This is a genomic window from Arthrobacter sp. HMSC08H08 (genome assembly GCF_001807575.1).
Taxonomy (GTDB): Bacteria; Actinomycetota; Actinomycetes; order Actinomycetales; family Micrococcaceae; genus Pseudoglutamicibacter; species Pseudoglutamicibacter albus.
The window spans coordinates 307,868-330,743 of sequence record NZ_KV789376.1; the positions used below are offsets into that span (position 1 = coordinate 307,868).

Consider the following 22,876-nt stretch of genomic DNA (forward strand, 5'->3'; position numbering starts at 1 on the left):
CGTGCTTCGGCGGCGCCTGCGCACCAAATAACGGTTGGGTAGGGCTGCTCGTCTACCCTTCGGTTTAGTTCTGGCCAGTCTTATAACCTACCCCTCGGACGGTCAGAACGATCTCTGGGTTTTCCGGGTCACGCTCAACCTTGGAACGCAGACGCTGAACGTGCACGTTCACAAGCCGCGTGTCTGCGCTTTCGCGGTAACCCCACACCTCATTGAGCAGGTCTTCGCGCGTGAAAACCTCGCCCGGCTTGCGGGCCATGGTGGTCAAGAGATCAAACTCCAGTGGGGTCAGTTGCAACTGCTCGTCCCCACGGAAAACCGTGTGGCGCGCCACGTCGATCGTGATGTCTTTGACCGTGAGTTTGCTACCGTCGTGGCGTTGCCCGCCGCCACGCAAGCGTGCACGGACGCGCGCGAGCAACTCCGCCGGTTTGAAGGGCTTAGGGATGTAGTCATCAGCGCCCGCCTCGAGCCCGCGCACCACGTCTTGCGTGTCTGATTTGGCGGTGAGCATGATGATGGGGACGTCGGATTCTTCACGGATTTCACGGCAAATCTGGATGCCGTCTTTCCCGGGAAGCATCAGATCCAGCAGCACAAGGTCTGGTTCGCTGCGGCGGAACATCTCGACAGCTTGCATGCCGTGATGGCAGAAAACCGGCTCATGTTCATCGTTCTTCAAAACGATGCCGATCATTTCCGCCAATGCTTCATCATCATCAACGACGAGGACGTGTCCCTTCATTTCCCGCATTCCCTCACATCTGACGCATCGAATCCACCGAACCGTGGCCTATGTATCTCTTATCCTATGTGATCAGCACACAGAAACTCGGTTGGGTCAACCATGCGCGATGTCGCTAAATTTTTGCGCTAGATCGTTCAACCTGGTGAGCCCGTGGCCAAGCTGCAGGTCGGTGAACTCGGGCGCCGGTTTTCCCTGGGCGGCACCGGGCTTGGTCGCCGCCGATGCGTGTGCCGCGGAACGGAAACCGTAGCTGGCTTGCAGGGTTATGCCAAGCAAGTGGCGGGGTTCCATCCCGGCTTGCCGTAGCGACTCCAACAGCTCGTCTGCTGTACGGGTGAGGCAGTCGTGCGCAGTGCGGGTGAAGGGCCGGGCTTTTCCATCGGCTAGCGGTTCATTCACAGCACTCTCGGGTAGCGGCACAAGCACACGGCTACCGGCGTGTTCCCCATCAGCGAGCGCTTCGATAGTTTCCAATAGGTTTTCCGCCGCGTGGGCATCCTCCGGCCATGAAACGGTTTCGAACCCGACCGAGACGCCGCCGTTGTTTTTCTCCACCGCCTTCGCAATGGTTTGTGTGCGCCCGCGTGCGACCTCGGGAAGCCACACTGTCACTGTGTTCTCATGAGCCACTGTGTTCTCGTGTGCTAGGGCTTTCGTTTCGCTGACGCCGGTCCGCGTTGCAGTTAGTGCCGCTGCCGCATCGGCCATGAGGGATTCCCACCATTGCGGGTCCAGGTGCGGAAGCCTGCGGTAGCGGGAGCTGGAACGCCACGAGCCTGCGAATGCGTGGTGCGCATCGGGGTCGATGATCCGCACCACCGGCGTGGCGCCGGGCAGTGAAGCGAGTTGCGGCACTAGCTCCGTGATGCCTTCGCACCAGGCTTGCGCGATGTCGGTGCGGGCTGCGTGGTCGGAAGCTATGGGTTCGCCGTTCGGTAAAGCCAGCCGGTGCATCACTGTGGCTGGCCCCATCACGGTGACACTGCGTTGCCCGAGCGGAGCGTCTTGGGCGTCATCCGCGGTGAGCTGGATGAGCTCACGCAAGCCGTTACTCGCCCGGCGCATCGCGATCCCAGCTTTAGCGCGGGTTCCGGTCAGCCGCCATCCGTGCGCTGTGAGGTCCACCGGCAACCCGGACAGATGCGTGATGGTGCGCTCCCACGCGGTGTCTGCCGGGGACTCCGGAAGAGGCAGAACGTGTGGGCCGGATTCGAGTCCGCCGAACACCTCGTTGAGTAGCTGTGTTGCCCGCAATGGTGTTGCACGTAACGAGGTGTGAGTTTGTGCCCGGCTCGGTGTGCGTGCCTGGGCGCGCGCCTGGGTACGAACCTGCGGCGCGCACACAACACCCTGCCACGCAATGCCCTGCTCGGTGTCTGCTGAACGCTCGGGAGCCGTAGAAGTAGAAGAAGTCATGATCACAATCAAGCCTGCCGGCTCAGTTGCGTTGTTCGGAGATCGCCTCGTGGTGGCGAATCACTTCAGCGATGATGAAGTTCAGGAATTTTTCGGCGAACTCCGGGTCTAGCTGCGCGTCTTTGGCAAGCGAGTGCAAGCGGGCGATCTGGGCGGCTTCACGGCCCGGGTCGCTGGGCGGGAGTTGGTGTTCAGCTTTGAGGTGGCCTACCCGCTGGGTGCATTTGAACCGTTCGGCGAGCAGATATACCAGCGTCGCGTCGATGTTGTCGATGCTGCCACGGATCCGCAACAGTTCCTGCATCACAGCAGGGTCAACGGTGTCAGGTAGCGAGGATGCCGCGGGGTCCCATTCGTTGGTCACGATGCCTTCGTGTTGATCGCTCATAACCTCACCCTACGCAGTGAGTGCGGCCGGATTCCACGTTGATGAATGGGCTGAAGCAATTGTTGCTTGCCCAATCACACGGTCCCCGGTGTAGAGGACCATCGACTGGCCAGGCGCTACCCCGTTGAGTGTTTCTTCCAGCTCGGCTTCTACGCGGCGGCCGTGTTCGTCGTCGGCGACCCAGCGGGCACGGCCCGGTACAGGTTTTCCGTGGGCGCGAACCTGGACGGTGACGTCCATCCATGCGCCGCTGGCGGCCTCGGCAGGTTCCGCACCTGCGAATGAGACGCGAATGCCACTGAGCCGATCCACGGCGAGCGCCTCTTTGGGACCGACAACGACTTCGTTGGTTTTCGGCCGGATCGAGAGCACAAAGCGCGGCTTACCGTCAGGTGCTGGATGTCCGATAGCGAGCCCGCGGCGCTGCCCTACGGTGAAGGCTTGGGCCCCTTCGTGTTCGCCTACTTGGGTGCCTTCTTGGTCGATGATTTTGCCTGGCTGCATCTCGATCTGTTCGGCGAGCCAGCCGCGGGTGTCGCCGTCTGGGATGAAGCAGATATCGTGCGAATCGGGTTTCTCTGCCACGCCGAGGCCGCGGCGTTCAGCTTCTGCGCGGACCTCCGCCTTGGTGGGTGCGTGTGCCAGCGGGAACCAGCAGTGCGCGAGCTGGTCCTCCCGCAGAACACCCAGAACATAGGACTGGTCCTTGGCCATATCGGCGGCTCGGTGCAGGGTTGGGCGGCCGTCACCGTCCTGATCCACGCGGGCATAATGGCCGGTCACGACCGCATCGAACCCTAGCGCGATCGCTTTATCAAGCAGGGCTTCGAACTTGATTTTCTCGTTGCAGCGCAGGCACGGGTTCGGGGTGCGGCCGGCGGCGTATTCATCGATGAAGTCATCCACCACATCGGCTTTGAAACGTTCGGAGAAGTCCCACACATAGAACGGGATGCCGAGGGTTTCACATGCACGGAAAGCGTCATTGGAGTCTTCGATGGTGCAGCATCCACGCGATCCGGTGCGTAGGGTTCCGGGCATGCGTGAGAGGGCGAGGTGGACACCCACGACGTCGTGGCCGGCTTCAACGGCGCGCGCCGCCGCTACGGCGGAGTCCACGCCGCCAGACATTGCGGCCAGAACCTTCATGAAATCCCCCTCAAAACTGTGGCCGGTCAATTCTGCTCAAGGCTGTGCGCAAGGGCAATTCTCTATTGTTTCATGCACCACCGGTGGCGCCGTGATCTTTGTAGGCGCTAGTGGCGTTTGCGGGCGGTGCCAGCAATGCATGCGCGAGCTAACCGGCGGCTCTGGCTTGCGCGATGACCCCGGGGAGGGCGTCGATGAGCGCCTGCACTGATTCTTCGGTGGTGAGTGAGCCCATGCTGAAGCGTTGCACATCGGTTGCGTCTTGTTTGCTACGGCCCATCGCTAACAGGACATGGGAGGGCTGCGCCATCCCGGCGGTGCATGCGGAGCCGGTCGAGGTCGCGAACCCGAGGCTGTCTAGGAGGAACAGGACCGAGTCCCCCTGGGCGCCCGGCACACTCAGATGCACGATGCCGGGCAACTGGCGCACTGAATCCCCGCCACGTGATGCGCAGCTAGCGGCTGCCTGGACGCCGGATACGGTCGCGTTGGGGATGGTTGTGGTGATCGCGTGGACCAGTTTTTCCCGCAGGCACTCCAGCCGTTCATTCTCTTGGTTGAGGCTTGCTTGCGCGGCGGTAGCGGCTGCGGCGAAGGCTGCCGCGGAGGCGACGTCGGCAGTTCCGGAGCGTAGGCCACGTTCTTGTCCGCCTCCGTGGATGTGCGGTGTGAGCTGGGCGGTGCGGCGCACGATGAGCGCCCCGATCCCCACTGGCCCGCCGAGTTTGTGAGCGGTGATGGCCGCGGTGGTGATAGCAGGATTGTTCAGCTGTGTAGGGGTGTGCCCAAATGCTTGCACCGCATCCGTGTGGAAGGGCACACCGTGTTCGGCAGCGATGGCTGCGGCTTCTTCGACTGGCTGGATGGTGCCGACCTCGTTATTCGCCCACATCAGGGTCGCCAGAGCGGTGCGTTCCGGCGCGTATGCTAGCGCGGCACGCCACACATCGAGATCCACCACGGCATCCTCGGTGACCGGAACCAGCACGGGTTCGGCGCCGTGGTGTTGGGCGAGGTATTCGATCACATCAAGCACGGCAGGATGCTCAATCCCGGTATAGATGATGCGCGGCCGGGCTGGCTTGCCCACAGCGGGCTCCGCCTTGGATCCGGGCCCTGCGTTGCGTTTAGCGTAGAGACCCTTGATCGCGAGGTTATCGGCCTCGGTGCCACCTGAGGTGAACACGATTTCAGCAGGATCCACTCCGGCGGCGTGCGCGAGCTCGATGCGCGCGGCATCGTGGATACGGCGAGCAGTGCGGCCCGCGGTGTGGAGCGACCCCGCGTTGCCGATAACCCCCATATGCTCGATGAGCGCGGCACGTGCCGGCTCAGACAGCGGGGTGGTTGCGGCGTGGTCGAAGTAATGGATCGGCTGATTCCTCACCCTCCCAGCCTAGCCCCGCTCCCCTGGCTGGCACTGCTGGCTCACTCCAGCCTGGCTCACTCCAGCCTGGTTCGTCCACCCTCGCTCCCCAGCGCTCACCGTGTTCCGCACCCGATGAGTGAGGTAAGGCAGAATATTGACTATGTCCGCCAGCCGCCGTCAAGCTTTTGAAACTCTCGGTCTACCCCCTAACGCTGACAGCCAAGCCATCCGTAAAGCGTTCCGTGCGCTTTCACGTACGCATCACCCGGATCTCGGCGGCGATCCCGAAACGTATCAGGCGATCACCACCGCCTACACGGTCCTGACCGACCCTGCCGCTGCGGCACAAGCCGATGCCGCGGCCGCTAGAGCCGCGACCGCACAGCCGCCAGCGAGTCCTTCTGCGCGGTCGAAGTCCGCGCCGTCTACTCAGCGTGCAGCGCAGACCCGGCACGCATCGGGCGCTAGCGGCGCCGCTTCACGCGCCAACAGCACGGCCGCGCACAACACAGACAACCGCTACACACCATCTGGCCCTGCCTCCCAGGACGTCACCTACGACGGCGCCCACCCTGCATTGAGTGAGCGTGACGCGCACACGCTCGTGCGGGGCTCTATCCGCCGTCGCAGCTTATTTGACCGCGCCGTCTACCGCGAGGCGCGCACCGCGGCCGTCATGGATCTTTTCGAACGCATCCACGAACACGTTCCTACGGCCCGCATGGTGCTGGGCGTCCGCATCGACGGGACGGATATTGAAGCAGTGATTTTCGCTGGCCACCGTCTGCTCGCGGTTGATGTTGAGGCTTCCGTGGATGCCGAACACGCGTGGGATGGCACAACACTGCGAGCGAATGGAAAGCCCCTGGCTTATACCCCAGACCACGATGCGGTGCATGCGTTGGAACGCAAGATCGGCGGCAGCCGCGCTGAGGCGTTGCATGTGTTGTTCGTTCCGGGGCGTTCGGCTCAACATCCGGTGGTGAACCGGGTGGGCGCTACCGCAGGTGTCACGGGGCCTTCACCGATTGCGCGTGCCGCCGGCGAGGGGATTGCTTATCTTGCAGGTGGCCCGAACCCCAGTAGCATCAACCTTTCTGTGTATGGTCAGTTGCTCCAGTTCGCAGGACGCGACACACACAAAAAGAACACCGTTCCGTGATCAAACCGTTACATTAGCTAAACTGGCGGCGTGCTACGCATCGTCTTCAATACTCCTGAAATCCCAGGCAACACCGGTAACGCGATCCGGCTCGCTGCCATCACCGGCGCCGAACTGCATCTTGTGGAGCCGTTGGGTTTCAATTTTGAAGACGCGAAATTGCGCCGCGCTGGCCTCGATTATCATGATCTGGCTGTGGTTACGGTGCATCCGGACCTGGATACTGCGTTGCAGAAATTGGGGCCGGGACGTGTTTTTGCTTTCACTACTGACGGACACACCCGTTATGACACCGTGACCTACCGCGAAGACGATATTCTCCTCTTCGGTAAAGAGTCCTCCGGACTCACCGAAGAAGAAAAGAACCATCCGCGCATCACTGAACGTCTCACGATCCCGATGCAGCCGGCCCGCAGGTCTCTAAACCTCGCGAACTCGGCTTCCATCGCTGTCTATGAGGCGTGGCGGCAACACGGGTTCCCAGGTTCCCGGCCGCTGGATGCGGCACCTGCTGATCTCACTATTGGAAACGTTTAAGGAAAGGCTTACAACCATGAACCAACTGAATGAAGCCGACCTTGACGTACTCGGTGACTTTGAGGAACTCGACGGTTTCGAGGAACAAGAACACGGCCGTAGCCGCCGCAAGGCGCCTTCGGCTGGCAAGATCGCGGTCATCAGCGTCATCACGGTGGTTGTGCTCGCTGTGATCGGTTTCTTCGCGGTGCGTGCCATGTGGCCGTCTTCTGAAAAGATCGCAGGCGAAGTCGCGCAAGAGGTCCTCGACGCCCCGGACGCCCAGACCCACACCGCTAAGTCGAAAGACGGCGAGATTGAGGTGGTCACTAGCGCGGAGTTGAACTCGTACGCGATCAAGGTCAAGGGTGTCCCTCACGCTCCGCAGAACAGCGAATACCAGCTGTATCTAAGCGATAAAGACAACGCGCTACGCCCCTCCACCTTGCTAGGTGGGCAGCCGAACGATGAGTGGGTCGGCGTCCGCAACGAACTCAACACGACGCGTGAAATCCACGTCACAATCGTCACCGAAGGCGGGCAGCAGCGCCCACCAGCCAACGATGTGGTTGCCATCCAGATCCCGGAAGGCGCCGGTAAGTAGCGCGGATAGCGGAGGTGCTCGCTAGCGCCGCAGCTCAAGACCACTAGCAGCGCGGGTGAAGCGGCGCGGGAGAGGGCCAGTTGCGGCGCGAGTGTAGCGGCAGGGCAGAGGTCCAGTATCGCCGCTGCTAAAGGCCGACTATCGGGACAGCTTAGAAACCGGCGATCGTCTCGGCGGAGTTCACGCACACCGCGTGGAACGACTCCGCCGCTTTCGCATCGTCCGAGGCGGCGCGTTGCTGGGCGATGCGTGCGGCTTGGTGCCGCACAAACTGTTGCATCTTCTCCACATCCGGGTGTTGGGATGCGTGCTTGAGAAGCGCTTGGATCTTGGTTTCGAGGCTCTCTGTGATGTCGACGGCCATGTTCGTTAGGTGCCCCGGTTGCCCGAAGTACCACAGGTGAGGCAGTTTGTGTGGCTCGAGGCCGGCTTCCAGCAGCTCCGGGTATGCGTAGGGGTTCTCCAGCGACGGATACACTGCATGAGTGACCGCTTGCCCTACAGCAAGGTGGTCAGGATGTGATTTCTGGAAGCTCGTGTAGTCCCGCTCAGGGTGGTGGGTCAAGATCAGGTCCGGGCGCACTCGGCGTCCGATCTCCACGATGTCCTTGAGCAGCTCATCACTCACGTGCAGATCCCCGTCCGGGTAGTCCCAGAACTCGACCGAAGCGATCCCCACAACCTCTGCCGCTTCCCGCTGTTCCTCCCGACGGCGGGATACAACATCATCGCCGCGGGCCTCATCGCTGAAACCGCCGGCGCCCCCGCCGGTCACCACGGTGAGGTGGATGTCGATGCCGCCTGCCGCCCACCGTGCCAGTGTTCCAGCGGCGCCGAAGTCAACATCGTCTGGGTGCGCTGTCAGCACCAGAACTTTCGATACACCCACCGGGGCGCCCGTGGCCGGGTCAAGCGCGACGGCGCCCGCTACCCCGGCACCCTCTACCGCGGTGCCCGTTACTCCGGGGCCCTCTGCCCCGGCCGTCGAATCCGCTGACATCGAATTCACCGACGCTGAAGCGTTCACGAGACTGCCCTACTAACTCTGTTGTTTACGGGCGCGGATAGCTTCAGCAGCTTGAGGTAGGACCGTGTTCAGATCGCCTACGATACCGAAATCAGCGATATCGAAAATAGGGGCGTCCATGTCAGTGTTCACCGCGACGATCGTGCCGGACTGGCGCATGCCCGCAACGTGGTGCACCGCACCTGATATACCGGCTGCGATATACAGGTCAGGCCGCACCGTGGCGCCGGTCTGCCCCACTTGTGTGTTGTGTGGGATCCATCCTTCATCGGTCGCATCACGTGTTGAACCGACCGCGCCGCCGAGGGCGTCAGCGAGCTGTTCGACCGGGCCGAAATCGCCGTCGGTACCGCGGCCGCCCGAAACCACAACTCGGGCCGAGGACACGTCGGGGCGTCCGTCGTAAACCACCGGGGTGCGGGAGATAATCTGTGCGCCTTCACGCCCGCCCGTGCTCAACGTAACCACCTCGGCGGTCTGTGCGACAGCCTGCGCGGAAGCGGGAACGCCCGGAACCAGCGTTAGGAAAGCGGTCGCCGTGGTGGGGCGCACTGCAGAGCTCCACTCCCCCGAAAGCACATCCTTACGCACCGCAAGACCCGAGGCCGCGGTGAGTGGACCTTCAGTTGCAGGCTCAACGGCGGAAACTTGCGTGATGAGCGCCGACTCCGTAAGCGCGGCCGCACGCGCCATGACTTCGGTTTCGATCGGCTCGATGCTGCTGAGCACCGTCACGGCCTCGCTTGCACGCACGGCACCGACCAAAACATCGGCCTGCCCCACCGCAACAGAGCCCGACGGATCCTGTTCAGCCGCATACACCCGCTGAGCGCCCGCGGCACCCAACGCCGCGACGGCATCGGCTGAGACAGCCGAACCCACGGCAACAGCAACGGGCCCTAAACCGGCCGCAACACCGAGAACTTCCTGTTGGGAAGCCGAAAGCTGCGGCCCAACAGAATCCAGATACACAAGAACAGTCACAAGAAACTCCAGAAACGTCTAAAACCCGATACCGAGAAACTCTGCCGGCCGCAGACACCCCGCCTGCCGCGCACGAGGGTTAGAGCAGATTATTTTCAGCTAAATACTCAGCCAGCGCCTCACCAGCTGCACCATCATCAACAATCACACGGCCCGGTTTACGTGCCGGAACCGGTTCCGCAGCAGTCACAACAGCAGAGGCCGCAGACGAACCCACCCAGTCAGCAGACAAGCCGAGATCCGCAAGCGTGACCGTGTCCGTCTTCTTCTTCCGAGCGGCAAGCATCGACTTGAAGTTCGGGTAGCGCGGCTCATTAGCCTGATCCGTAACCGAACCCACCACCGGCCAGCCGCTAGCAACCTCAAGCACCTCGCCGATACCCTGGCGGCGGCCACGCAACTGGCCCGCATCAAGCTCAAGCGAATCCAGCATCGTCAGCTGCGGCCAGCCAAGACGCGCGGCGACCAGGGAAGGCATGACACCCATCTCCGCGTCAGTGGATTCCATGCCGAAAACCACAACATCCGGGTTCTCGCCCCGGATCGCGGCCTCCAAAACACGAGAGGTCGACAACGCATCAGAACCAGCCAACTCGTCATCCAGAACATGAACGGCCCGTGTTGCTCCCATCTGCAGGGCCTTCTTCAACGCGGCTTTAGCTCCGTCTGGGCCCATCGTCACAACAGTGACCGGGCACACCTTGTCCCCGCCAGCAGCCTCAGACAACGCGACAGCCGCCTCGATGGCGTTCTCATCCAGCTCAGACAAGATCGACTCCTCACGAACCAGGCGGTTCTCCGAATCGAACTGCCGCTCAAACTGGGCATCAGGAACGTACTTGACCAAGACCATCACATGCTGTGGGCTCGTCTCGGCTGTACTCATGTTTTCACTCCTGCTCGCAATGAACACAAACTGCTCTCGATGAACAAAAAACGGTGGCTTATACGATGCCTTCCGTAGTCCATCGTATAAGCCACCGCCCGCATCGTGGCATCCCGCAGCCAGAAAGTAGGCGTCCACGCTGGCTGATTGATGCGAATGCGCTCGTTGATTTATGCGTCAGCGCCACCCAATGTGACGTCCATGGTGTGTTCCTCGCCGTTGCGTTTGACCGTCACCTTGACGGTAGCGCCCTCCGGGTAGGAACGGATGGTCGCGGTCAGGTCAACGGCGTCATTCATGCGTTTATCGTTCACCTTGGTGATGACGTCATCCTTCTGGATGCCTGCTTTCGCAGCCGGTGAGTCAGGCACAACCTCGGAAACCACCGCGCCTTCCGTGAAGATCGTGGAACGGCCCGCGTTTGAAGGCTGGGCACGCGCCATCAAACCGAGCTGGCCGTGGGTCGCTTTACCGTTGCTCATGAGCTCTTGGGCAACACGCTGGGCGATGTCACCAGGCACGGCGAAACCAAGTCCGATAGAACCGGATTGGGCGCTTGGCGAGTAGATCGCTACGTTCACCCCGATCAGCTCGCCCTTGTCATTGACGAGCGCCCCACCGGAATTACCGTGGTTGATCGAGGCGTCAGTCTGCAACACATTGATCGAGATACGCCCCGAAGGTTGCTGACGCTGTTCTTGCCCGGGGATCCGGAACTCCGGCAGGTCTTTATTGTTCGGGTCATCTTCCGGGGTCGATTTGACCGCCGAAGATGCGATCGAGATCGAGCGTTCACGGTTAGAAATAATGCCGGTAGACACCGTGTTGGGAAGCCCCAACGGCGCACCGATCGCGACCGCTTCCGAGCCCACGTTCACATCGTTCATATCAGCGAACTTGATCGGGGTGAACCTTGTATCCCCAGGGTTATCGATCTTCACAACCGCGAGGTCATAGAGCGGGTCTTGGCCCACCAATCTGGCTGGATAGGTTGTTCCGTCCGAGGTCTGGACCTCGATGGTCGCTTTATCTGAAGCACCGCTGAGCGTTGCGACGTGCTGGTTGGTGAGTACGTAGCCGTCTTCAGAGATGAACACACCCGAGCCTGTGCCGGACTGTTTGCCATCGCTTGCGGAGATCGTGACGACGGATGGCATCGCGGTTGCTGCCGCGAGTGAAACCGGGGTCGCGGACTTGGGGTCACCACCGAACTGTTCCTGATAAGCCTGTTGCGCGGCAGGGCTGTTCGCGGCGGGGTTCTGTCCGGAGTCAGAGTGGTTGAATGCAACCACACCCGCGCCGGCGCCGCCGCCTGCAACAGCACCCAGGATCAAAGCCCCCGCAACGATCCCCCAACCGGGACGCCGCGATGTGCCGCGTTCCTTCTTCTTACGCCCACCAGACGATTGCGACTCATGTGGCTGCTGGCCCACCTGCTGTGTGTAATACTGCGGCGACTGCTGGGTCTGCGTTGGCTGCTGAGCCTGCGTTGGATGTTGAGTCTGTACCGGCTCTTGTTGCTGTTGCGGGCCGGGGCTTGGTGGAGGCGGCTGAGTATGTTGCTGGCCTGGCTGGTTCTGATTGCCGGGGTAGCCCTGTTGGCCGGCTGGATAAGAATTAGACATCTGCGGGCTTTCTCATAGAGATGATCAAAACTTCTAAGAACAGAGTAGCGATATCCCCTGAAAAGCGGCTGGACGGTCAATCCGCGGTTTCTTGAAGCTCACCGAAAGAATGCTTGATGAGGGGCCGTTATGTGGAAAACTTTGAATATGGCGCTTCTCATCGACATGCTTGATTCCTCGACCGTGACCGCGGCACAGGCCTTCGCATCGCACGCTGTTCCAGCTCAGTTCAACGCGGCGCAGGATGCCGTGATTCGGGATAGTTTTGAACGTACCGCTTCAAGTTCGTCTCTGTTCGGCTTGTTGATTTTCTTCATTATCGGGTTTGTGATCACGGCCGTTGTTTTCAACATGAAGGGTTCGAAGGCGCGCAGGGAGCGGCGTGAGAGGTGGCGGAACTCGCCAGGCTGGGGCGCTACCGGCCTGCCGGTGGGTGGCGTGCCGGAGGATGCGCCGCAGGTTCTGTCCGCTGAGCAGCTGGATGCTAAACGTAAGGACGCCTCCGCTGCCTTGATCGCCGCCGATGAGGCGGTTCGTGCCGCAGGCCAGGAGGTTGATTTCGCGGTCGCTGCCTATGGTGAGGAGAAAGTTGAGTCTTTCCGCGCATCATTGGATGAGGCCCGTGCTGATTTGTCTGCTGCGTTCGAGCGGCAGCAGTTACTTGACGATGACACCCCTGATTCCCCGCAGGATCAGAACGCGTGGCTTGAGGAGATCCTGCAGCGCACCAAACGAGCTATCGACACGTTGCAGGCTCGCGCTGACGAGTTCAGTCAGCTCCGTAACGTGGAACATGATGCGCCGCAGCGTATCGATGAGCTCAATGCCGCGTTGATGCAGCTAGTGGGCCGGCTCGAGCAGGGCCAAGCGAATTTGGGTGGTATCGAACAGGAATACACCACGAGCGCTCGTGAGCGTGTGGATGGTGTTGTCAAGCGGGCAACGGGCCGTTTGGAAGACCTTTCTGCAGCGTTGAATAATGCCCGTACCGCGTGGGGTTCCGGGAACCAGCCGAGCGCGGCACTTGCGATTGTTCAAGCCGAAACCGCGCAGGTGGATGCCGAGGCCCTGGTCACTCGTGTTGAGACGGTCAAGCAACGGCTGGCTACCGCCCAGCAGGAGTTGCCGCAGCATATTCATCAGGCTGAGAAGGATATCGATGCGGCACGGGCGATGGTGGATGCTGGCCGTTCCGCGTTGCAGGGCCCGGCTGATCGTTTGGACCGGGTGATCAAGAAGATCTATAGCCAAATGGATGCTGGCCCGCATGATCCGATTGCGTTGACGGATGAGCTGGCAACCGCGCATGATGCGTTGAGTGATCCGCTCGGCCAAGCGCAGTCGGAAGATGAGAAGCGTGCGGGCGCTCAGGCTCGCCTGGATGATCTGGCGAACCGTGCTGCTGCCCGTATCGAGTCTGTTGAGGATTATGTTCGCGCGAACCGCAACAAGGTGGGTTCCACCACTCGCACGCGGCTTTCTGAGGCGCAACGGTTCTTGAACCAGGCGATGGATATGCGCGCTACTGACCCAGTGACGGCGGCTCAGCACGCTGACCGTGCGCTCAAGCTCGCTGAGGCTGCAGCGCGTAACGCCGAGGCGGAAACCGCCAGCCGTAGTGATCAAGATGACCCGCTTGAGAGCGTCTATAACATCTTCAACCCGACGTTCTCCGGTTCACGCAACGGGGTTCCGCGCATCACGTTCGGTTACGGTTACCCCAACGACAACCGGCGCAATTCCAGACGCCGCCGCCCGTACTGATGCAGCCCTGGGGCGTTAGCAACCGCGCATTAATGCGCGTTGACGCTGGCGATTTTCGTGCCACTAGCGAACTTTGCGCCGCGGCCTCTACTCATCGATCAAGAAGCACACTAGTCTGAAATCTGGATGTTTCTCGTCTGATCATTCATCAGCTTTCCGCCATCATCATTGAAGGAGAACCATGGCAAAGAAACAGTCGATCCTTGGCCGTATTGGCCAGTTGGTCCGTGCGAACATCAACGCGATGATCGACAACGCGGAGGATCCGCAGAAGATGCTGGATCAGATGATCCGCGACTACACGGACAACATCCGCGAAGCTGAAGCGGCTATCGCGACCACGATCGGTAACTTGCGCCTGGCTCAAGAGGACCACCAGACTGACGTTAGGGCCGCTCAGGAGTGGGGCCAGAAGGCTCTCGCTGCGTCGAATAAGGCTGATGAGTTCCGTTCTCAGGGTAATTCCGCGGACGCTGATAAGTTCGATAACCTCGCCAAGGTTGCACTGCAGAAGCAGATGGCTGCTGAGAACGATGTGAAGGCCGCTGAGCCGGGCATCAAGGCTCAGGAGGATGTGGTTGAGCGGCTGAAGAACGGCCTAGCTCAGATGAAGAACAAGCTTGAAGAGCTGCGCACTAAACGCAACCAGCTTGTTGCCCGCCAGAAGTCCGCTGACGCTCAGAGCAAGGTCAACGAGGCTCTCGGCTCGATCGACATCATGGATCCGACCAGCGAGATCTCCCGTTTCGAGGAGAAGATCCGCCGCCAGGAGGCACAGGTTCGCGGCCAGCAGGAACTGCACGCATCCTCGATCGATTCGCAGTTTGAGCAGCTTGAGGACCTCGGCGAACAGACTGAGGTTGAGGCGCGTCTCGCTGCCCTCAAGCATGGCGCTGGCAAGGGCGCACCTAAGGCTGTTGAGTCCCAGGCTGGCGGCGGGCAGGCTAACGGTGGCAAGATCGACGAGGACTTGACTCCGGAGCAGCTCGAAGCGCTACGTAAGCTCGAAGGCTAAGCCCGGTATAGACACAGCCAGAAGGCCGGTTCCCTCATGTTTCCAGGGAACCGGCCTTCTGCTGTGTTCGCGGCCCATGACAACTGTCATGGGTAAGTGGTGACACCTGCTATGCGTGCATTCCTCGCTGGCTCATTAGCGTGAATTGCATGAAGAGAACACACCTGACGAGGGAACAGAATTCTCCCGCTATAGAACTCACCCCAGCTATAGAACTGCACGGAGTGAACAAAACCTTCAACGCGCGTTCAGGCAATCCCGTGCACGCTTTGAAGGACGTTAGCCTCACGGTCCAGCCCGGTGAGATCATTGCCCTGCTGGGCACTAATGGGGCCGGCAAGACCACGCTGGTGGACCTGATTCTGGGGCTCACCACCCCATCGTCCGGGTCTATCAAGGTCACGGGTCAGGCCCCTCAAAAAGCGGTGTATCAGCAAAAGATCAGCGCCCTCATGCAAACCGGTGGCCTGCTCAGCGATCTCACGGTCAAGGACACGTTGAAGATGATCGCTTCGACCTTCCCGCGCCATCTGCCTCTGGATGAGGTTATCGAGCAGGCGCATCTGGAACCGATCTATAAACGCCGCGTCGGCAAGTGTTCCGGCGGTGAGCAGCAGCGGATCCGTTTCGCGTTGGCGATTCTCGGCAACCCGGACGTCCTCATTCTTGACGAGCCGACCGCCGGCATGGATGCCGGCGCTCGCCATCGATTCTGGGAGTCCATGAAGCATCAGGCTGAGCAGGGCCGCACCATCATCTTCGCGACCCACTACCTGGAGGAAGCAGACCAGTTTGCCCAACGCATCGTGCTGATCAACAAGGGCGAGGTCATCGCGGACGGCACCACCGATGAGCTGCGAAACATGAGCTCCAACCGCACGGTGAGCGCCACGTTCCCAGGCGGGGTCCCGGAGTTATCGGGGTTGCCAGGCGCGGAAAGCGTTGAGGCTCACGGCAACCGTGTGCACATCACAACCCAGGATTCCGATGCGCTTGCCCGGTACTTACTGACCGAAACTGACGCTTGTGACCTTGAAGTGACAAGCCACGGCCTCGAGGACACATTCCTCGCCCTGACGCAGAACAGCGGCCAGACCCAGAACAACGAGGAGGACTAAGCACATGTTGAGCACTACGTTGAGGTTCACCGGGCATGAGCTGTTGCGTCTGCGCCGGGACATGACCACGATCTTCTTCAGCGTCGGGCTACCGATTTTCCTATACCTGATCTTCGGCGCGTTGCAGAGCTACAGTGATCACGAGATGAACGGCGGTAACGTCGCCGCGTACGTGATGCTGGGTATGGCGTTCTATGCTGGCGTGGTCGGTGCGGTTGGCGCGGCCGGTTCATCTGTGACGGATAGCCGTAGCGGGTGGGGCCGGCAGCTCGCTCTGACTCCTCTGCGTCCGTGGCAGTTGGCTTTCGCCAACACTGTGAGCATCGCAGTGCGTGCGGTGTTGCCGATCGCCGCGGTATTCATTGTCGGGGCGCTCGTTCGAGCGAAGATGCAACCCGAGCAGTGGGTATTGACGTTCATCGCGTGCGTTCTGTGTTCAATCCCGTTCGGTTTCTATGGCTTGGCATGGACGCTCGTGGTCCCTAAAGAGAACACGGTAGCGATCGCTACCGGCTCGATCGTGATCCTTGCTTTCGCGTCCAATGTGTTCATGCCCCTAACCGGATCGCTGCTGGACATAGGCCGGTTCACCCCGCTGTATGGCGCGATGATGCTGGTGCGCTGGCCTTTGGCGGAAGGCGCTCAGATTGCTGATTCCGGGGTGATGTTCGATTTGATGTTCGAGCCGATGTGGCATGCCTGGGTTAGCATCTCGGTATGGACGGTGATCTTCGTGGGCTTCTGCCTGATCATGCGCCAGCGCGACAAGAACCGAAGCTGATGCGCCTATTCAAAGACTTCCAGTTCAACAACGCGATCTTCGCCTCAATATGGCTTGTTTTCCTCGCCTCCGTCTTGGTTCAGGTATATGTGAGCGGCGAGTTCAGTGCCGTCGACAAGGCGTGGATGACGGTCTGTGTGACCGTGTTTGGGTTGCTTTACTTCTATGCGTTCGGCTCAATGGACACGTTCCCAAGCGGGTGGGGCCAGTTTCCTCGCGCATTGTTGAGGTGGGGCATCCTGTTCGTCATTGCGCTGGTGAGCGTGCCTGTCATCAAAACGGGAGTGGTGACCTACGCACCGTATCTGGCGGCGGTACTGGGTTTCGCTGTCCCGTGGAAGAAGTCCCTCCCCATCGTGGTAGCTACGGGTGCTGCCGGCGCTTTCGCGGTATGGCGGCTATCGCCGCAAGATCTGGGCTGGGCATGTTTCCTGCTGTTCTTCATGCCCCTGTTACTGGTTGGGGTGGGTGCTTTTTCTCAGTACGACGAGTCCCGCTACCAGTTGCAACACGAGCTTGACCTTGCGCAGCAGAGGGAGGACATCGCGAGCGATGTTCACGACCTTCTAGGGCACTCGCTCACGGTGATCAACCTGAAATCCGAGGTGGCCCGCCGGGCTCTACACACCAACGCTGAGCAGGCCGAAAGGGAGCTCAAAGAGATCAGCGAGCTCTCCCGGCTAGGCGCTTGCCGAGGTTCGCGCAACGGTCACGCGCATGCGCACCCCAACCTTCGCTGGTGAGCTACAAGCCGCGCGCCGAGCGTTAGAAACGAAAGGCATCACCGCGCATCTTCCTGAACGCCTCACCCCGGTGGGTGCTCACGAGAACGTGTTCTCTTGGGGGTTGCGGGAGTTGACCACGAATGTGGTCCGCCATTCTGGGGCGAACACCTGCTGGGTGAGCGTGAGCGCAGATAAGCTGCGGGTGACTGACGACGGCAGCGGGTTCAGCACCGATACCGTGCAGAACCGCGAGGGCGGGCTGGCTGGGCTGCGTGAGCGGGTTGAGGCCGCTGGTGGGCGCCTCATCGTGCGCCGTGAGCACGGGCTGAGTAGGGTTCTGATCACGATGAGCGGCGATAGCGAACTGATGCGTGACGGCGCTGTGGTGCGGGAGGCGAGCGAGTGAACAGGATTCGTTTGTTGATCGCTGAGGACCAGTCGCTGGTACGCGGCGCGTTGGTTGCGTTGCTGGGTTCGGAGACGGACATCGAGGTTGTCGCGGAATGCGCTACAGGGACCGAGGCTATAGACCTCGTGCAGCAACAACCCATTGATGTGGCGCTACTGGATATTGAGATGCCTGGCCTCAACGGCCTCGATGTTGCCGAGAAGTTGGCTGGGCATCCGTGCCGCTGCCTGATTGTGACGACGTTCGGTAAAGCCGGGTATGTGAAACGGGCGATGAAGGTGGGTGTGGACGGCTTCATCGTCAAAGATACACCACCTGATGAGTTGGCGGACGCGATCCGGCGAGTGCATTCCGGGTTGCGCGTGATAGACCCAACCCTGGCACGTGACAGCTTACTGGTACCCGATAATCCCTTGAGCGAGCGGGAATCTGAGGTGTGTCAGCAACTGTTCCAAGGCAAGAGCGCACCCGCGATCGCGAAAGCCTTGCACCTATCCCCTGGCACGGTGCGTAACCACATTTCCAACATTATGGCGAAAACGGGTGCAGCTAACAGGTTTGAGGCCGCCCACCTCGCTAAAGCGAACGGTTGGATCTAGTCCGCACCAGCTTGTCACGCGGTGTTCACGTATTCCTGCCCTGTATTTCAACCGTCTGCGCCACGATATTGCCACTAGAGCATCCCAGCTCTGGGGAAAGGCTTTCTATGGCGCAGTCACTCAAACCTCGACAAGATTCTTCAGCGCTTCCAGGCAAACACGGTTTCTTAGGCCCAGACCGGTGGTGGCATCTGTCTTTCGGAACTCTCATGGCCGTCACGCTCGCGGTGTTTATGAGCTGGTCCTTCACCTATGTTGATCCGGGCGCGAACAAGGCCGTCCTCGTTCTGACGATCCTTTTCGGATTGTTCATGGCGTTCAACATCGGCGGTAACGACGTCGCGAACTCGTTCGGTACCAGTGTTGGCGCGGGAACGCTGACGATGAAACAGGCGCTCATCATCGCTGCAATCTTCGAGGTCAGTGGCGCGGTGCTCGCTGGCGGCGAGGTTACGGAGACGGTGCGTTCGGGCATCGTAGACCTCAACGCGATCGATCTTGCGCCGATGGACTTTGTGTTCATCATGATGTCGGCGCTGTTCGGCGCGGCGATCTGGCTTTTGGTTGCTACCCGCATGGGTTGGCCGGTTTCGACGACGCACTCGATTGTTGGCGGTATTGTTGGCGCGGCGCTCGCGTTGGGTTTCGCGACCGGCACCGGTGGCTTCGAAATGGTGCAGTGGAGCGAGATCGGAAAGATCGTGCTCTCGTGGGTGCTGTCTCCGCTGCTGGGTGGCATTGTTGCGTGGGTTCTGTTCGGACAGATCAAGAAGCACATTCTGGTCTATAACGAACAGATGGATGTGAAGCTGCGTGAGCTCAAGCGTGAACGCGCTGAACTGCGCACCCGCCACAAGAAGGCTTTTGAGCGGCTCGATGAGCTGCAGAAGATTTCTTACACGAACGCAATGGCGCGTGACGCGTCGGTGTATCAGCGTGAGGATTTGGATCCGGAGGAGCTCGAATCCGAGTACTACCGGGACCTGCATAGTGTGGAGGCGCGTGCTCGGGAGGTTCAGGCGCATCGGGCTTTGGAGACGTGGGTTCCGTTGCTCGCGGCGTTCGGTGCTGTGGTAATCGGCTCGATGATGCTGTTCAAGGGGTTGAGGAACCTCAATTTTGAGCTCAGCTCGGTCGGTAACTTCTTGATTCTGGGCATGATCGCGGCGACCGTGTGGATGGCGGTTTTCATTTTCGCGCGGTCACTGAAGAAGCGTGATCTTTCGCGTTCGACGTTCGTGTTGTTCAGCTGGATGCAGGTTTTCACGGCGTCCGCGTTTGCGTTCAGCCATGGTTCTAACGACATCGCTAACGCGATTGGTCCGTTCGCGGCGATCCTCGATGTTCTCAAAACCGGTCAGATCAACGACGAGGCCGGGGTTCCGCCTGCCGTGATGCTGACCGCCGGCGTCGCGCTGATTGTTGGCCTGTGGTTCATCGGCCGGTTTGTGATCAAGACTGTCGGCTCTGGGTTGACGGAGATGCACCCGGCTTCTGGTTTCGCTGCAGAGCTTTCCGCGGCGGGCATCGTGATGTTGGCGTCGGTTATGGGTCTGCCGGTTTCGTCGACCCACATCTTGATTGGCGCTGTGTTGGGCGTCGGTATTGTCAACAAGGCCGCCAACTGGAAGCTCATGAAGCCGATCGCGCTCGCGTGGGTTATCACGGTTCCGGTCGCCGCCGTCCTCGGTGCGGTCGGCGTGCTAGCGTTGCGCGCAGTCTTTGGCGCCTAACTGCGTCGTGTTCGCGTGCCTGGCAGGTTTCCAGACCTGCCCGGCACAGCCATACAACCCGGCACAGCTACAGAGGAGTTCCCAGGTGTCTCTCACATCGTTATCGCTCGTACAGGCTAATAAGCGCTCTGACCCTAAGGCTTTCTTGCGCATCGTTCCCCTGGGTGAGGACCCCGCGGTTCTTCCCCACGAAGATGCCTTCCGGGCGGTGCAAGAACCTAACGGCTTTCTGGTTTACAAAGATGCGTTCCGGGCCGTAGTGCTGGGTGTCATCGCCCTCGTGGCATTCCTGACGAGGGAAGACCTCACGAGGACCTTCACCGATAGTTCTATGCCCGCGTCGCAAAAGTTCTTTGCGCTTCTGCCTTTGCTTACGGCTGTTGCTGTGGCACTGGTTCTGGCGGTGATGTTCTTCATGAGGAAACCGTCTGATCCGGGTAGCCGGCAGGAGTTTGTGGACGCGTACAGGGCGGCACGAGCGGACCGTCGGCCTATTGCGGTTCAACCGGTGAAGGTGTGGGACCACTCGTATGAAGGATCGCTACTGATTTATGTGGTGTTGCTTGAGTTGCCGAGTGGGCAGTTATTGGTGCGCCACACGACGGGAGTGGCTCAGCAGTTTGAGGCTCCAACCCAATACGCCACGTTTTATGTGTGGGAATTACCTGACGGCTGGAAAGTGGTTCAGGTCGCAAAACGAACCGCGTAACCCATATGCTGGGGTGAAGCCGGGAGCCTAGCAACGGCGGAGGAGGCTCATCCCTTGGTTGTTCTTTACGGCGTCTTCTTGTTCGATGCCCTGCTGGTCTCGTTGATGGCGATGTGGGTGGTCAAGTCGATCGGCAAGGGCAGTTTAGAACGCAATCCGATGATCGGCATCCGGACCAGGGCTACGCTTGCGTCGGATGAGGCGTGGGCCGAAGCGCATAAGGCGTCCCTTCCGCACATGAACGCGGTGGTACGCATCGGGAATGCGGGGGCGCTACTCTCCTTGGTGTCTCTGCTGATCAGGCCTGGTGGTAGTTCGCTCACCTTTCTGCACTGCGTCGTCGCGATCGCCGCGTGCGCGTTGCAAGTCATCATCTTGGTGTGGGGCGCCGTAGTGGGCCACCGGCGGGCCAAGGAAGTCGTGAAACAGGAAAACTGAACCGCCCCCATTGGTCGCCCGTTCGAGTAATGGCAAGCCAAGCCAGTGGCTACTGTGTGTTGCGTAGATCTTCCAAAGGTTTGCGGTCGTGGGCTGGACGCCAGTCTGGGAGGACGTGCTCGCTGTCTTCAATCTCGTCAATGTGGCGTTCAGTTGCGGGTTTGCCGGGCACGAGTTTGTTACCTCGCACAACGAAGTGCTAAGGCTAAAGATGGAACAAACCGAGGCGGCGGCGCGGATACGAGCCGGCCGGTGTACGAGTCACGCGGTCTATTGGTGTTGAGAATTTTTTATGAACATTATTGACGGTAAGGGTTATCTAACTTAACATTTTTCTTGTCTCCAAGAGGAGGCCGTAGCCCAGATTCCCAAGCTGCACTACCCGCCGTCAATCAAGACAGCACGACGAAAGGAATGAAGACCATGAATCTTCGAAAATTTGTGAAGCTGACGACTGCTAGTACCTGCACAATTGCGTTGTCATTAGCATTTGGCGGAGTAGCTAATGCCACGCCACTTAGCGAGTACACACCATCGTCTCAACAAATTTCTCACGGCACACAACGCACCACACCAGCCCCTGTATTATCGGAGGATCAGCTATTAGCTGCTTTTAAAGCGATTGAAGAGATTCCTGAGAGTGTCCTTCAAGCCGGAGATGCTGTAGCGCAATCTTGGCTCAAAGCGCGACTGGGAGATGGATTTCACTCAGAGTCAGGTGCGATTACCACTTTTGGAGTAGTCGGCTGTGTTAGTGCTATCGGCCTTGCCATCGTGACAAACCTTCCAATCTTTAAGATTACGAAAGTCCGTACGGCTCTGAAAGCTGCTGGTGGTGCAACTAAGTTTGCAAAGACTTTCAAGCGTGTTTACGATGCACAGCGGAGAGCAAAAGTACCATTTAAGACGGCAGTTTCGCGGGCCGTTAAGCGGGCTGCAAAAAAGGCTGGACCAGAAGCTCAACAGACTTTGATCGAACTCTTTAACCTAGGGAATGTTTATAGTGCTTGCTTCGAGTAAGGATAGAGTGCGAAAGCAAAAAGAGGCACGAATAATTATTTTCGTAATGGGAATCCTCGGATTAACATTGCTAATTCTTAGTTTTTGGGTTGATACCGGAAAGATCGGAGCCGTTTTGTGTGCGGGGGCTCTTATTGGACATCTGGCAACCTGGAAAAGTAAAACCAATGTTCAACCACGTGATCAAAACAGGAAATCATGATCAGTTCGTTGTTTTCACCATGAAATAAGATACAGGCTGCACCACCGTATAACAGCAGGTGAGAGCCTGCTATTCCCGCTAAAGTTATGGGTGTCTCCATTGTGGAGGCACCCATAACTATTATTGAAAGAAGGCCACCACGGGTTTAATCAATTGGTTACGTGGCACCACCGCCCGCAAAAGTGATGACCACGTGCTTGGTTCTTCTTATAGTTTATTGTTCGAGCACACCAGTTCGGGTAGGTTGGGGACTGAACGCTCCGCGATGCATACGGCGGCGGTCTATTCGTGTGTGCGGATTTTAGCTGAGTCGATTGCCGGCTCGCCATTTTATCCACGATAGATTGGGAGCGTATGAACGACTGGATGAATGAGACGAAAGTCGAGATAGAAACTTTTGTCCTCAAAGGGACAGGGGTTATGTTTCCTGAGTTTTTCGCTCAGCAACATGACGAGCATCTGGTATCTATTTCCGCTAATCCAGGCGAG

24 protein-coding genes are annotated in these 22,876 nt (G+C 59.6%); 14 read left to right on the plus strand and 10 right to left on the minus strand.

Annotated features, from left to right (window positions below; all coding sequences use genetic code 11):
• Positions 1–64: 64 nt before the first annotated feature.
• The 5 genes from mtrA to HMPREF3175_RS02620 form a co-directional block, all read right to left on the minus strand.
• On the minus strand, positions 65–745 hold the full coding sequence (mtrA, locus tag HMPREF3175_RS02600; protein ID WP_035754442.1) for an MtrAB system response regulator MtrA: 681 nt from the start codon (positions 743–745) through the stop codon (positions 65–67).
• A gap of 96 nt (positions 746–841) precedes the next feature.
• Positions 842–2,164, minus strand: a complete 1,323-nt coding sequence (locus HMPREF3175_RS02605) for a hypothetical protein (protein WP_141742445.1) — start codon at positions 2,162–2,164, stop codon at positions 842–844.
• A gap of 22 nt (positions 2,165–2,186) precedes the next feature.
• Positions 2,187–2,552, minus strand: coding sequence for a chorismate mutase (locus HMPREF3175_RS02610; protein WP_052048209.1), 366 nt, complete (start codon positions 2,550–2,552; stop codon positions 2,187–2,189).
• A 9-nt stretch (positions 2,553–2,561) separates the two neighbouring features.
• Positions 2,562–3,701: a tRNA 2-thiouridine(34) synthase MnmA gene (gene mnmA, locus HMPREF3175_RS02615; RefSeq protein WP_070490546.1), complete on the minus strand. Its 1,140-nt coding sequence runs from the start codon at positions 3,699–3,701 to the stop codon at positions 2,562–2,564.
• A gap of 148 nt (positions 3,702–3,849) precedes the next feature.
• Positions 3,850–5,088, minus strand: coding sequence for a cysteine desulfurase family protein (locus tag HMPREF3175_RS02620; protein ID WP_256276242.1), 1,239 nt, complete (start codon positions 5,086–5,088; stop codon positions 3,850–3,852).
• Between the two features lie 142 nt (positions 5,089–5,230).
• Between HMPREF3175_RS02620 and HMPREF3175_RS02625 the strand changes: the two genes are divergently transcribed.
• From HMPREF3175_RS02625 to HMPREF3175_RS02635, 3 genes are read left to right on the plus strand one after another with little or no spacing between them, the layout of a single operon-like run.
• Positions 5,231–6,232: a DnaJ domain-containing protein gene (locus HMPREF3175_RS02625; protein WP_070490547.1), complete on the plus strand. Its 1,002-nt coding sequence runs from the start codon at positions 5,231–5,233 to the stop codon at positions 6,230–6,232.
• A gap of 30 nt (positions 6,233–6,262) precedes the next feature.
• Complete coding sequence (locus HMPREF3175_RS02630; RefSeq protein ID WP_070490548.1) at positions 6,263–6,769, plus strand: tRNA (cytidine(34)-2'-O)-methyltransferase; 507 nt, start codon at positions 6,263–6,265, stop codon at positions 6,767–6,769.
• A gap of 16 nt (positions 6,770–6,785) precedes the next feature.
• On the plus strand, positions 6,786–7,352 hold the full coding sequence (locus tag HMPREF3175_RS02635; RefSeq protein ID WP_035754436.1) for an anti-sigma factor domain-containing protein: 567 nt from the start codon (positions 6,786–6,788) through the stop codon (positions 7,350–7,352).
• A 151-nt stretch (positions 7,353–7,503) separates the two neighbouring features.
• Here the strand turns inward: HMPREF3175_RS02635 and HMPREF3175_RS02640 are convergent, their stop codons facing one another.
• The 4 genes from HMPREF3175_RS02640 to HMPREF3175_RS02655 all read right to left on the minus strand — a co-directional run bounded on the left by HMPREF3175_RS02640 (position 7,504) and on the right by HMPREF3175_RS02655 (position 11,874).
• The gene (locus HMPREF3175_RS02640) at positions 7,504–8,379 is read right to left on the minus strand and encodes a PIG-L deacetylase family protein (protein ID WP_239446442.1); all 876 of its coding nucleotides are present in this window, start codon (positions 8,377–8,379) and stop codon (positions 7,504–7,506) included.
• A 12-nt stretch (positions 8,380–8,391) separates the two neighbouring features.
• Entirely contained in the window at positions 8,392–9,363 is a 972-nt protein-coding gene (locus HMPREF3175_RS02645; RefSeq protein WP_070490549.1) for an electron transfer flavoprotein subunit alpha/FixB family protein, read from the minus strand.
• Between the two features lie 79 nt (positions 9,364–9,442).
• Positions 9,443–10,249 carry an electron transfer flavoprotein subunit beta/FixA family protein gene (locus HMPREF3175_RS02650; protein WP_070490550.1) on the minus strand — a complete coding sequence of 269 codons (807 nt, stop codon included), beginning with the start codon at positions 10,247–10,249 and terminating at the stop codon, positions 9,443–9,445.
• Positions 10,250–10,419: 170 nt separating this feature from the next.
• On the minus strand, positions 10,420–11,874 hold the full coding sequence (locus tag HMPREF3175_RS02655; RefSeq protein ID WP_070490551.1) for a S1C family serine protease: 1,455 nt from the start codon (positions 11,872–11,874) through the stop codon (positions 10,420–10,422).
• Positions 11,875–12,021: 147 nt separating this feature from the next.
• Here HMPREF3175_RS02655 and HMPREF3175_RS02660 point away from each other — a divergent pair, with 147 nt between their 5' ends.
• The 10 genes from HMPREF3175_RS02660 (at position 12,022) to HMPREF3175_RS02700 (ending at position 21,165) form a co-directional block, all read left to right on the plus strand.
• The gene (locus HMPREF3175_RS02660) at positions 12,022–13,638 is read left to right on the plus strand and encodes a coiled-coil domain-containing protein (RefSeq protein WP_070490552.1); all 1,617 of its coding nucleotides are present in this window, start codon (positions 12,022–12,024) and stop codon (positions 13,636–13,638) included.
• 181 nt (positions 13,639–13,819) lie between these two features.
• Positions 13,820–14,653 carry a PspA/IM30 family protein gene (locus HMPREF3175_RS02665; RefSeq protein WP_083289355.1) on the plus strand — a complete coding sequence of 278 codons (834 nt, stop codon included), beginning with the start codon at positions 13,820–13,822 and terminating at the stop codon, positions 14,651–14,653.
• Positions 14,654–14,802: 149 nt separating this feature from the next.
• Positions 14,803–15,771, plus strand: coding sequence for an ABC transporter ATP-binding protein (locus tag HMPREF3175_RS02670; protein ID WP_083289356.1), 969 nt, complete (start codon positions 14,803–14,805; stop codon positions 15,769–15,771).
• 4 nt (positions 15,772–15,775) lie between these two features.
• Positions 15,776–16,552: an ABC transporter permease gene (locus tag HMPREF3175_RS02675; RefSeq protein ID WP_070490553.1), complete on the plus strand. Its 777-nt coding sequence runs from the start codon at positions 15,776–15,778 to the stop codon at positions 16,550–16,552.
• Entirely contained in the window at positions 16,489–17,295 is an 807-nt protein-coding gene (locus HMPREF3175_RS10340; protein ID WP_218078863.1) for a histidine kinase, read from the plus strand. Before HMPREF3175_RS02675 ends, HMPREF3175_RS10340 begins: the two co-directional genes overlap by 64 nt.
• On the plus strand, positions 17,270–17,683 hold the full coding sequence (locus tag HMPREF3175_RS10345) for a sensor histidine kinase (RefSeq protein ID WP_218078864.1): 414 nt from the start codon (positions 17,270–17,272) through the stop codon (positions 17,681–17,683). Before HMPREF3175_RS10340 ends, HMPREF3175_RS10345 begins: the two co-directional genes overlap by 26 nt.
• Entirely contained in the window at positions 17,680–18,285 is a 606-nt protein-coding gene (locus HMPREF3175_RS02685; protein WP_070490554.1) for a response regulator transcription factor, read from the plus strand. Before HMPREF3175_RS10345 ends, HMPREF3175_RS02685 begins: the two co-directional genes overlap by 4 nt.
• A gap of 107 nt (positions 18,286–18,392) precedes the next feature.
• Positions 18,393–20,018, plus strand: a complete 1,626-nt coding sequence (locus HMPREF3175_RS02690) for an inorganic phosphate transporter (RefSeq protein ID WP_070490555.1) — start codon at positions 18,393–18,395, stop codon at positions 20,016–20,018.
• Positions 20,019–20,103: 85 nt separating this feature from the next.
• Positions 20,104–20,727: a hypothetical protein gene (locus HMPREF3175_RS02695; RefSeq protein ID WP_070490556.1), complete on the plus strand. Its 624-nt coding sequence runs from the start codon at positions 20,104–20,106 to the stop codon at positions 20,725–20,727.
• Between the two features lie 54 nt (positions 20,728–20,781).
• Positions 20,782–21,165, plus strand: coding sequence for an SdpI family protein (locus tag HMPREF3175_RS02700; protein ID WP_070490557.1), 384 nt, complete (start codon positions 20,782–20,784; stop codon positions 21,163–21,165).
• A gap of 49 nt (positions 21,166–21,214) precedes the next feature.
• Here HMPREF3175_RS02700 and HMPREF3175_RS10250 read toward each other — a convergent pair whose 3' ends face one another.
• Positions 21,215–21,355: a hypothetical protein gene (locus HMPREF3175_RS10250; protein ID WP_176744695.1), complete on the minus strand. Its 141-nt coding sequence runs from the start codon at positions 21,353–21,355 to the stop codon at positions 21,215–21,217.
• 233 nt (positions 21,356–21,588) lie between these two features.
• On the opposite strand from HMPREF3175_RS10250, the gene HMPREF3175_RS09820 reads away from it, so the two are divergent.
• A complete protein-coding gene (locus HMPREF3175_RS09820) occupies positions 21,589–22,185 on the plus strand; it encodes a hypothetical protein (RefSeq protein ID WP_218078865.1) in 597 nt (198 codons plus the stop codon).
• Positions 22,186–22,876 lie beyond the last annotated feature (691 nt).

Excerpts from the sequence above, each read along its gene's own strand:
- mtrA (WP_035754442.1), bottom strand. The coding sequence starts at position 745 with ATGAAGGGACACGTCCTCGTCGTTGATGATGATGAAGCATTGGCGGAA.
- HMPREF3175_RS02605 (WP_141742445.1), bottom strand. The coding sequence starts at position 2,164 with ATGACTTCTTCTACTTCTACGGCTCCCGAGCGTTCAGCAGACACCGAG.
- HMPREF3175_RS02610 (WP_052048209.1), bottom strand. The coding sequence starts at position 2,552 with ATGAGCGATCAACACGAAGGCATCGTGACCAACGAATGGGACCCCGCG.
- mnmA (WP_070490546.1), bottom strand. The coding sequence starts at position 3,701 with ATGAAGGTTCTGGCCGCAATGTCTGGCGGCGTGGACTCCGCCGTAGCG.
- HMPREF3175_RS02625 (WP_070490547.1), top strand. The coding sequence starts at position 5,231 with ATGTCCGCCAGCCGCCGTCAAGCTTTTGAAACTCTCGGTCTACCCCCT.
- HMPREF3175_RS02635 (WP_035754436.1), top strand. The coding sequence starts at position 6,786 with ATGAACCAACTGAATGAAGCCGACCTTGACGTACTCGGTGACTTTGAG.
- HMPREF3175_RS02650 (WP_070490550.1), bottom strand. The coding sequence starts at position 10,249 with ATGAGTACAGCCGAGACGAGCCCACAGCATGTGATGGTCTTGGTCAAG.
- HMPREF3175_RS02655 (WP_070490551.1), bottom strand. The coding sequence starts at position 11,874 with ATGTCTAATTCTTATCCAGCCGGCCAACAGGGCTACCCCGGCAATCAG.
- HMPREF3175_RS02660 (WP_070490552.1), top strand. The coding sequence starts at position 12,022 with ATGGCGCTTCTCATCGACATGCTTGATTCCTCGACCGTGACCGCGGCA.
- HMPREF3175_RS02665 (WP_083289355.1), top strand. The coding sequence starts at position 13,820 with ATGGCAAAGAAACAGTCGATCCTTGGCCGTATTGGCCAGTTGGTCCGT.
- HMPREF3175_RS02670 (WP_083289356.1), top strand. The coding sequence starts at position 14,803 with ATGAAGAGAACACACCTGACGAGGGAACAGAATTCTCCCGCTATAGAA.
- HMPREF3175_RS02675 (WP_070490553.1), top strand. The coding sequence starts at position 15,776 with ATGTTGAGCACTACGTTGAGGTTCACCGGGCATGAGCTGTTGCGTCTG.
- HMPREF3175_RS10340 (WP_218078863.1), top strand. The coding sequence starts at position 16,489 with ATGGACGGTGATCTTCGTGGGCTTCTGCCTGATCATGCGCCAGCGCGA.
- HMPREF3175_RS10345 (WP_218078864.1), top strand. The coding sequence starts at position 17,270 with ATGCGCACCCCAACCTTCGCTGGTGAGCTACAAGCCGCGCGCCGAGCG.
- HMPREF3175_RS02690 (WP_070490555.1), top strand. The coding sequence starts at position 18,393 with ATGGCGCAGTCACTCAAACCTCGACAAGATTCTTCAGCGCTTCCAGGC.
- HMPREF3175_RS09820 (WP_218078865.1), top strand. The coding sequence starts at position 21,589 with ATGAATCTTCGAAAATTTGTGAAGCTGACGACTGCTAGTACCTGCACA.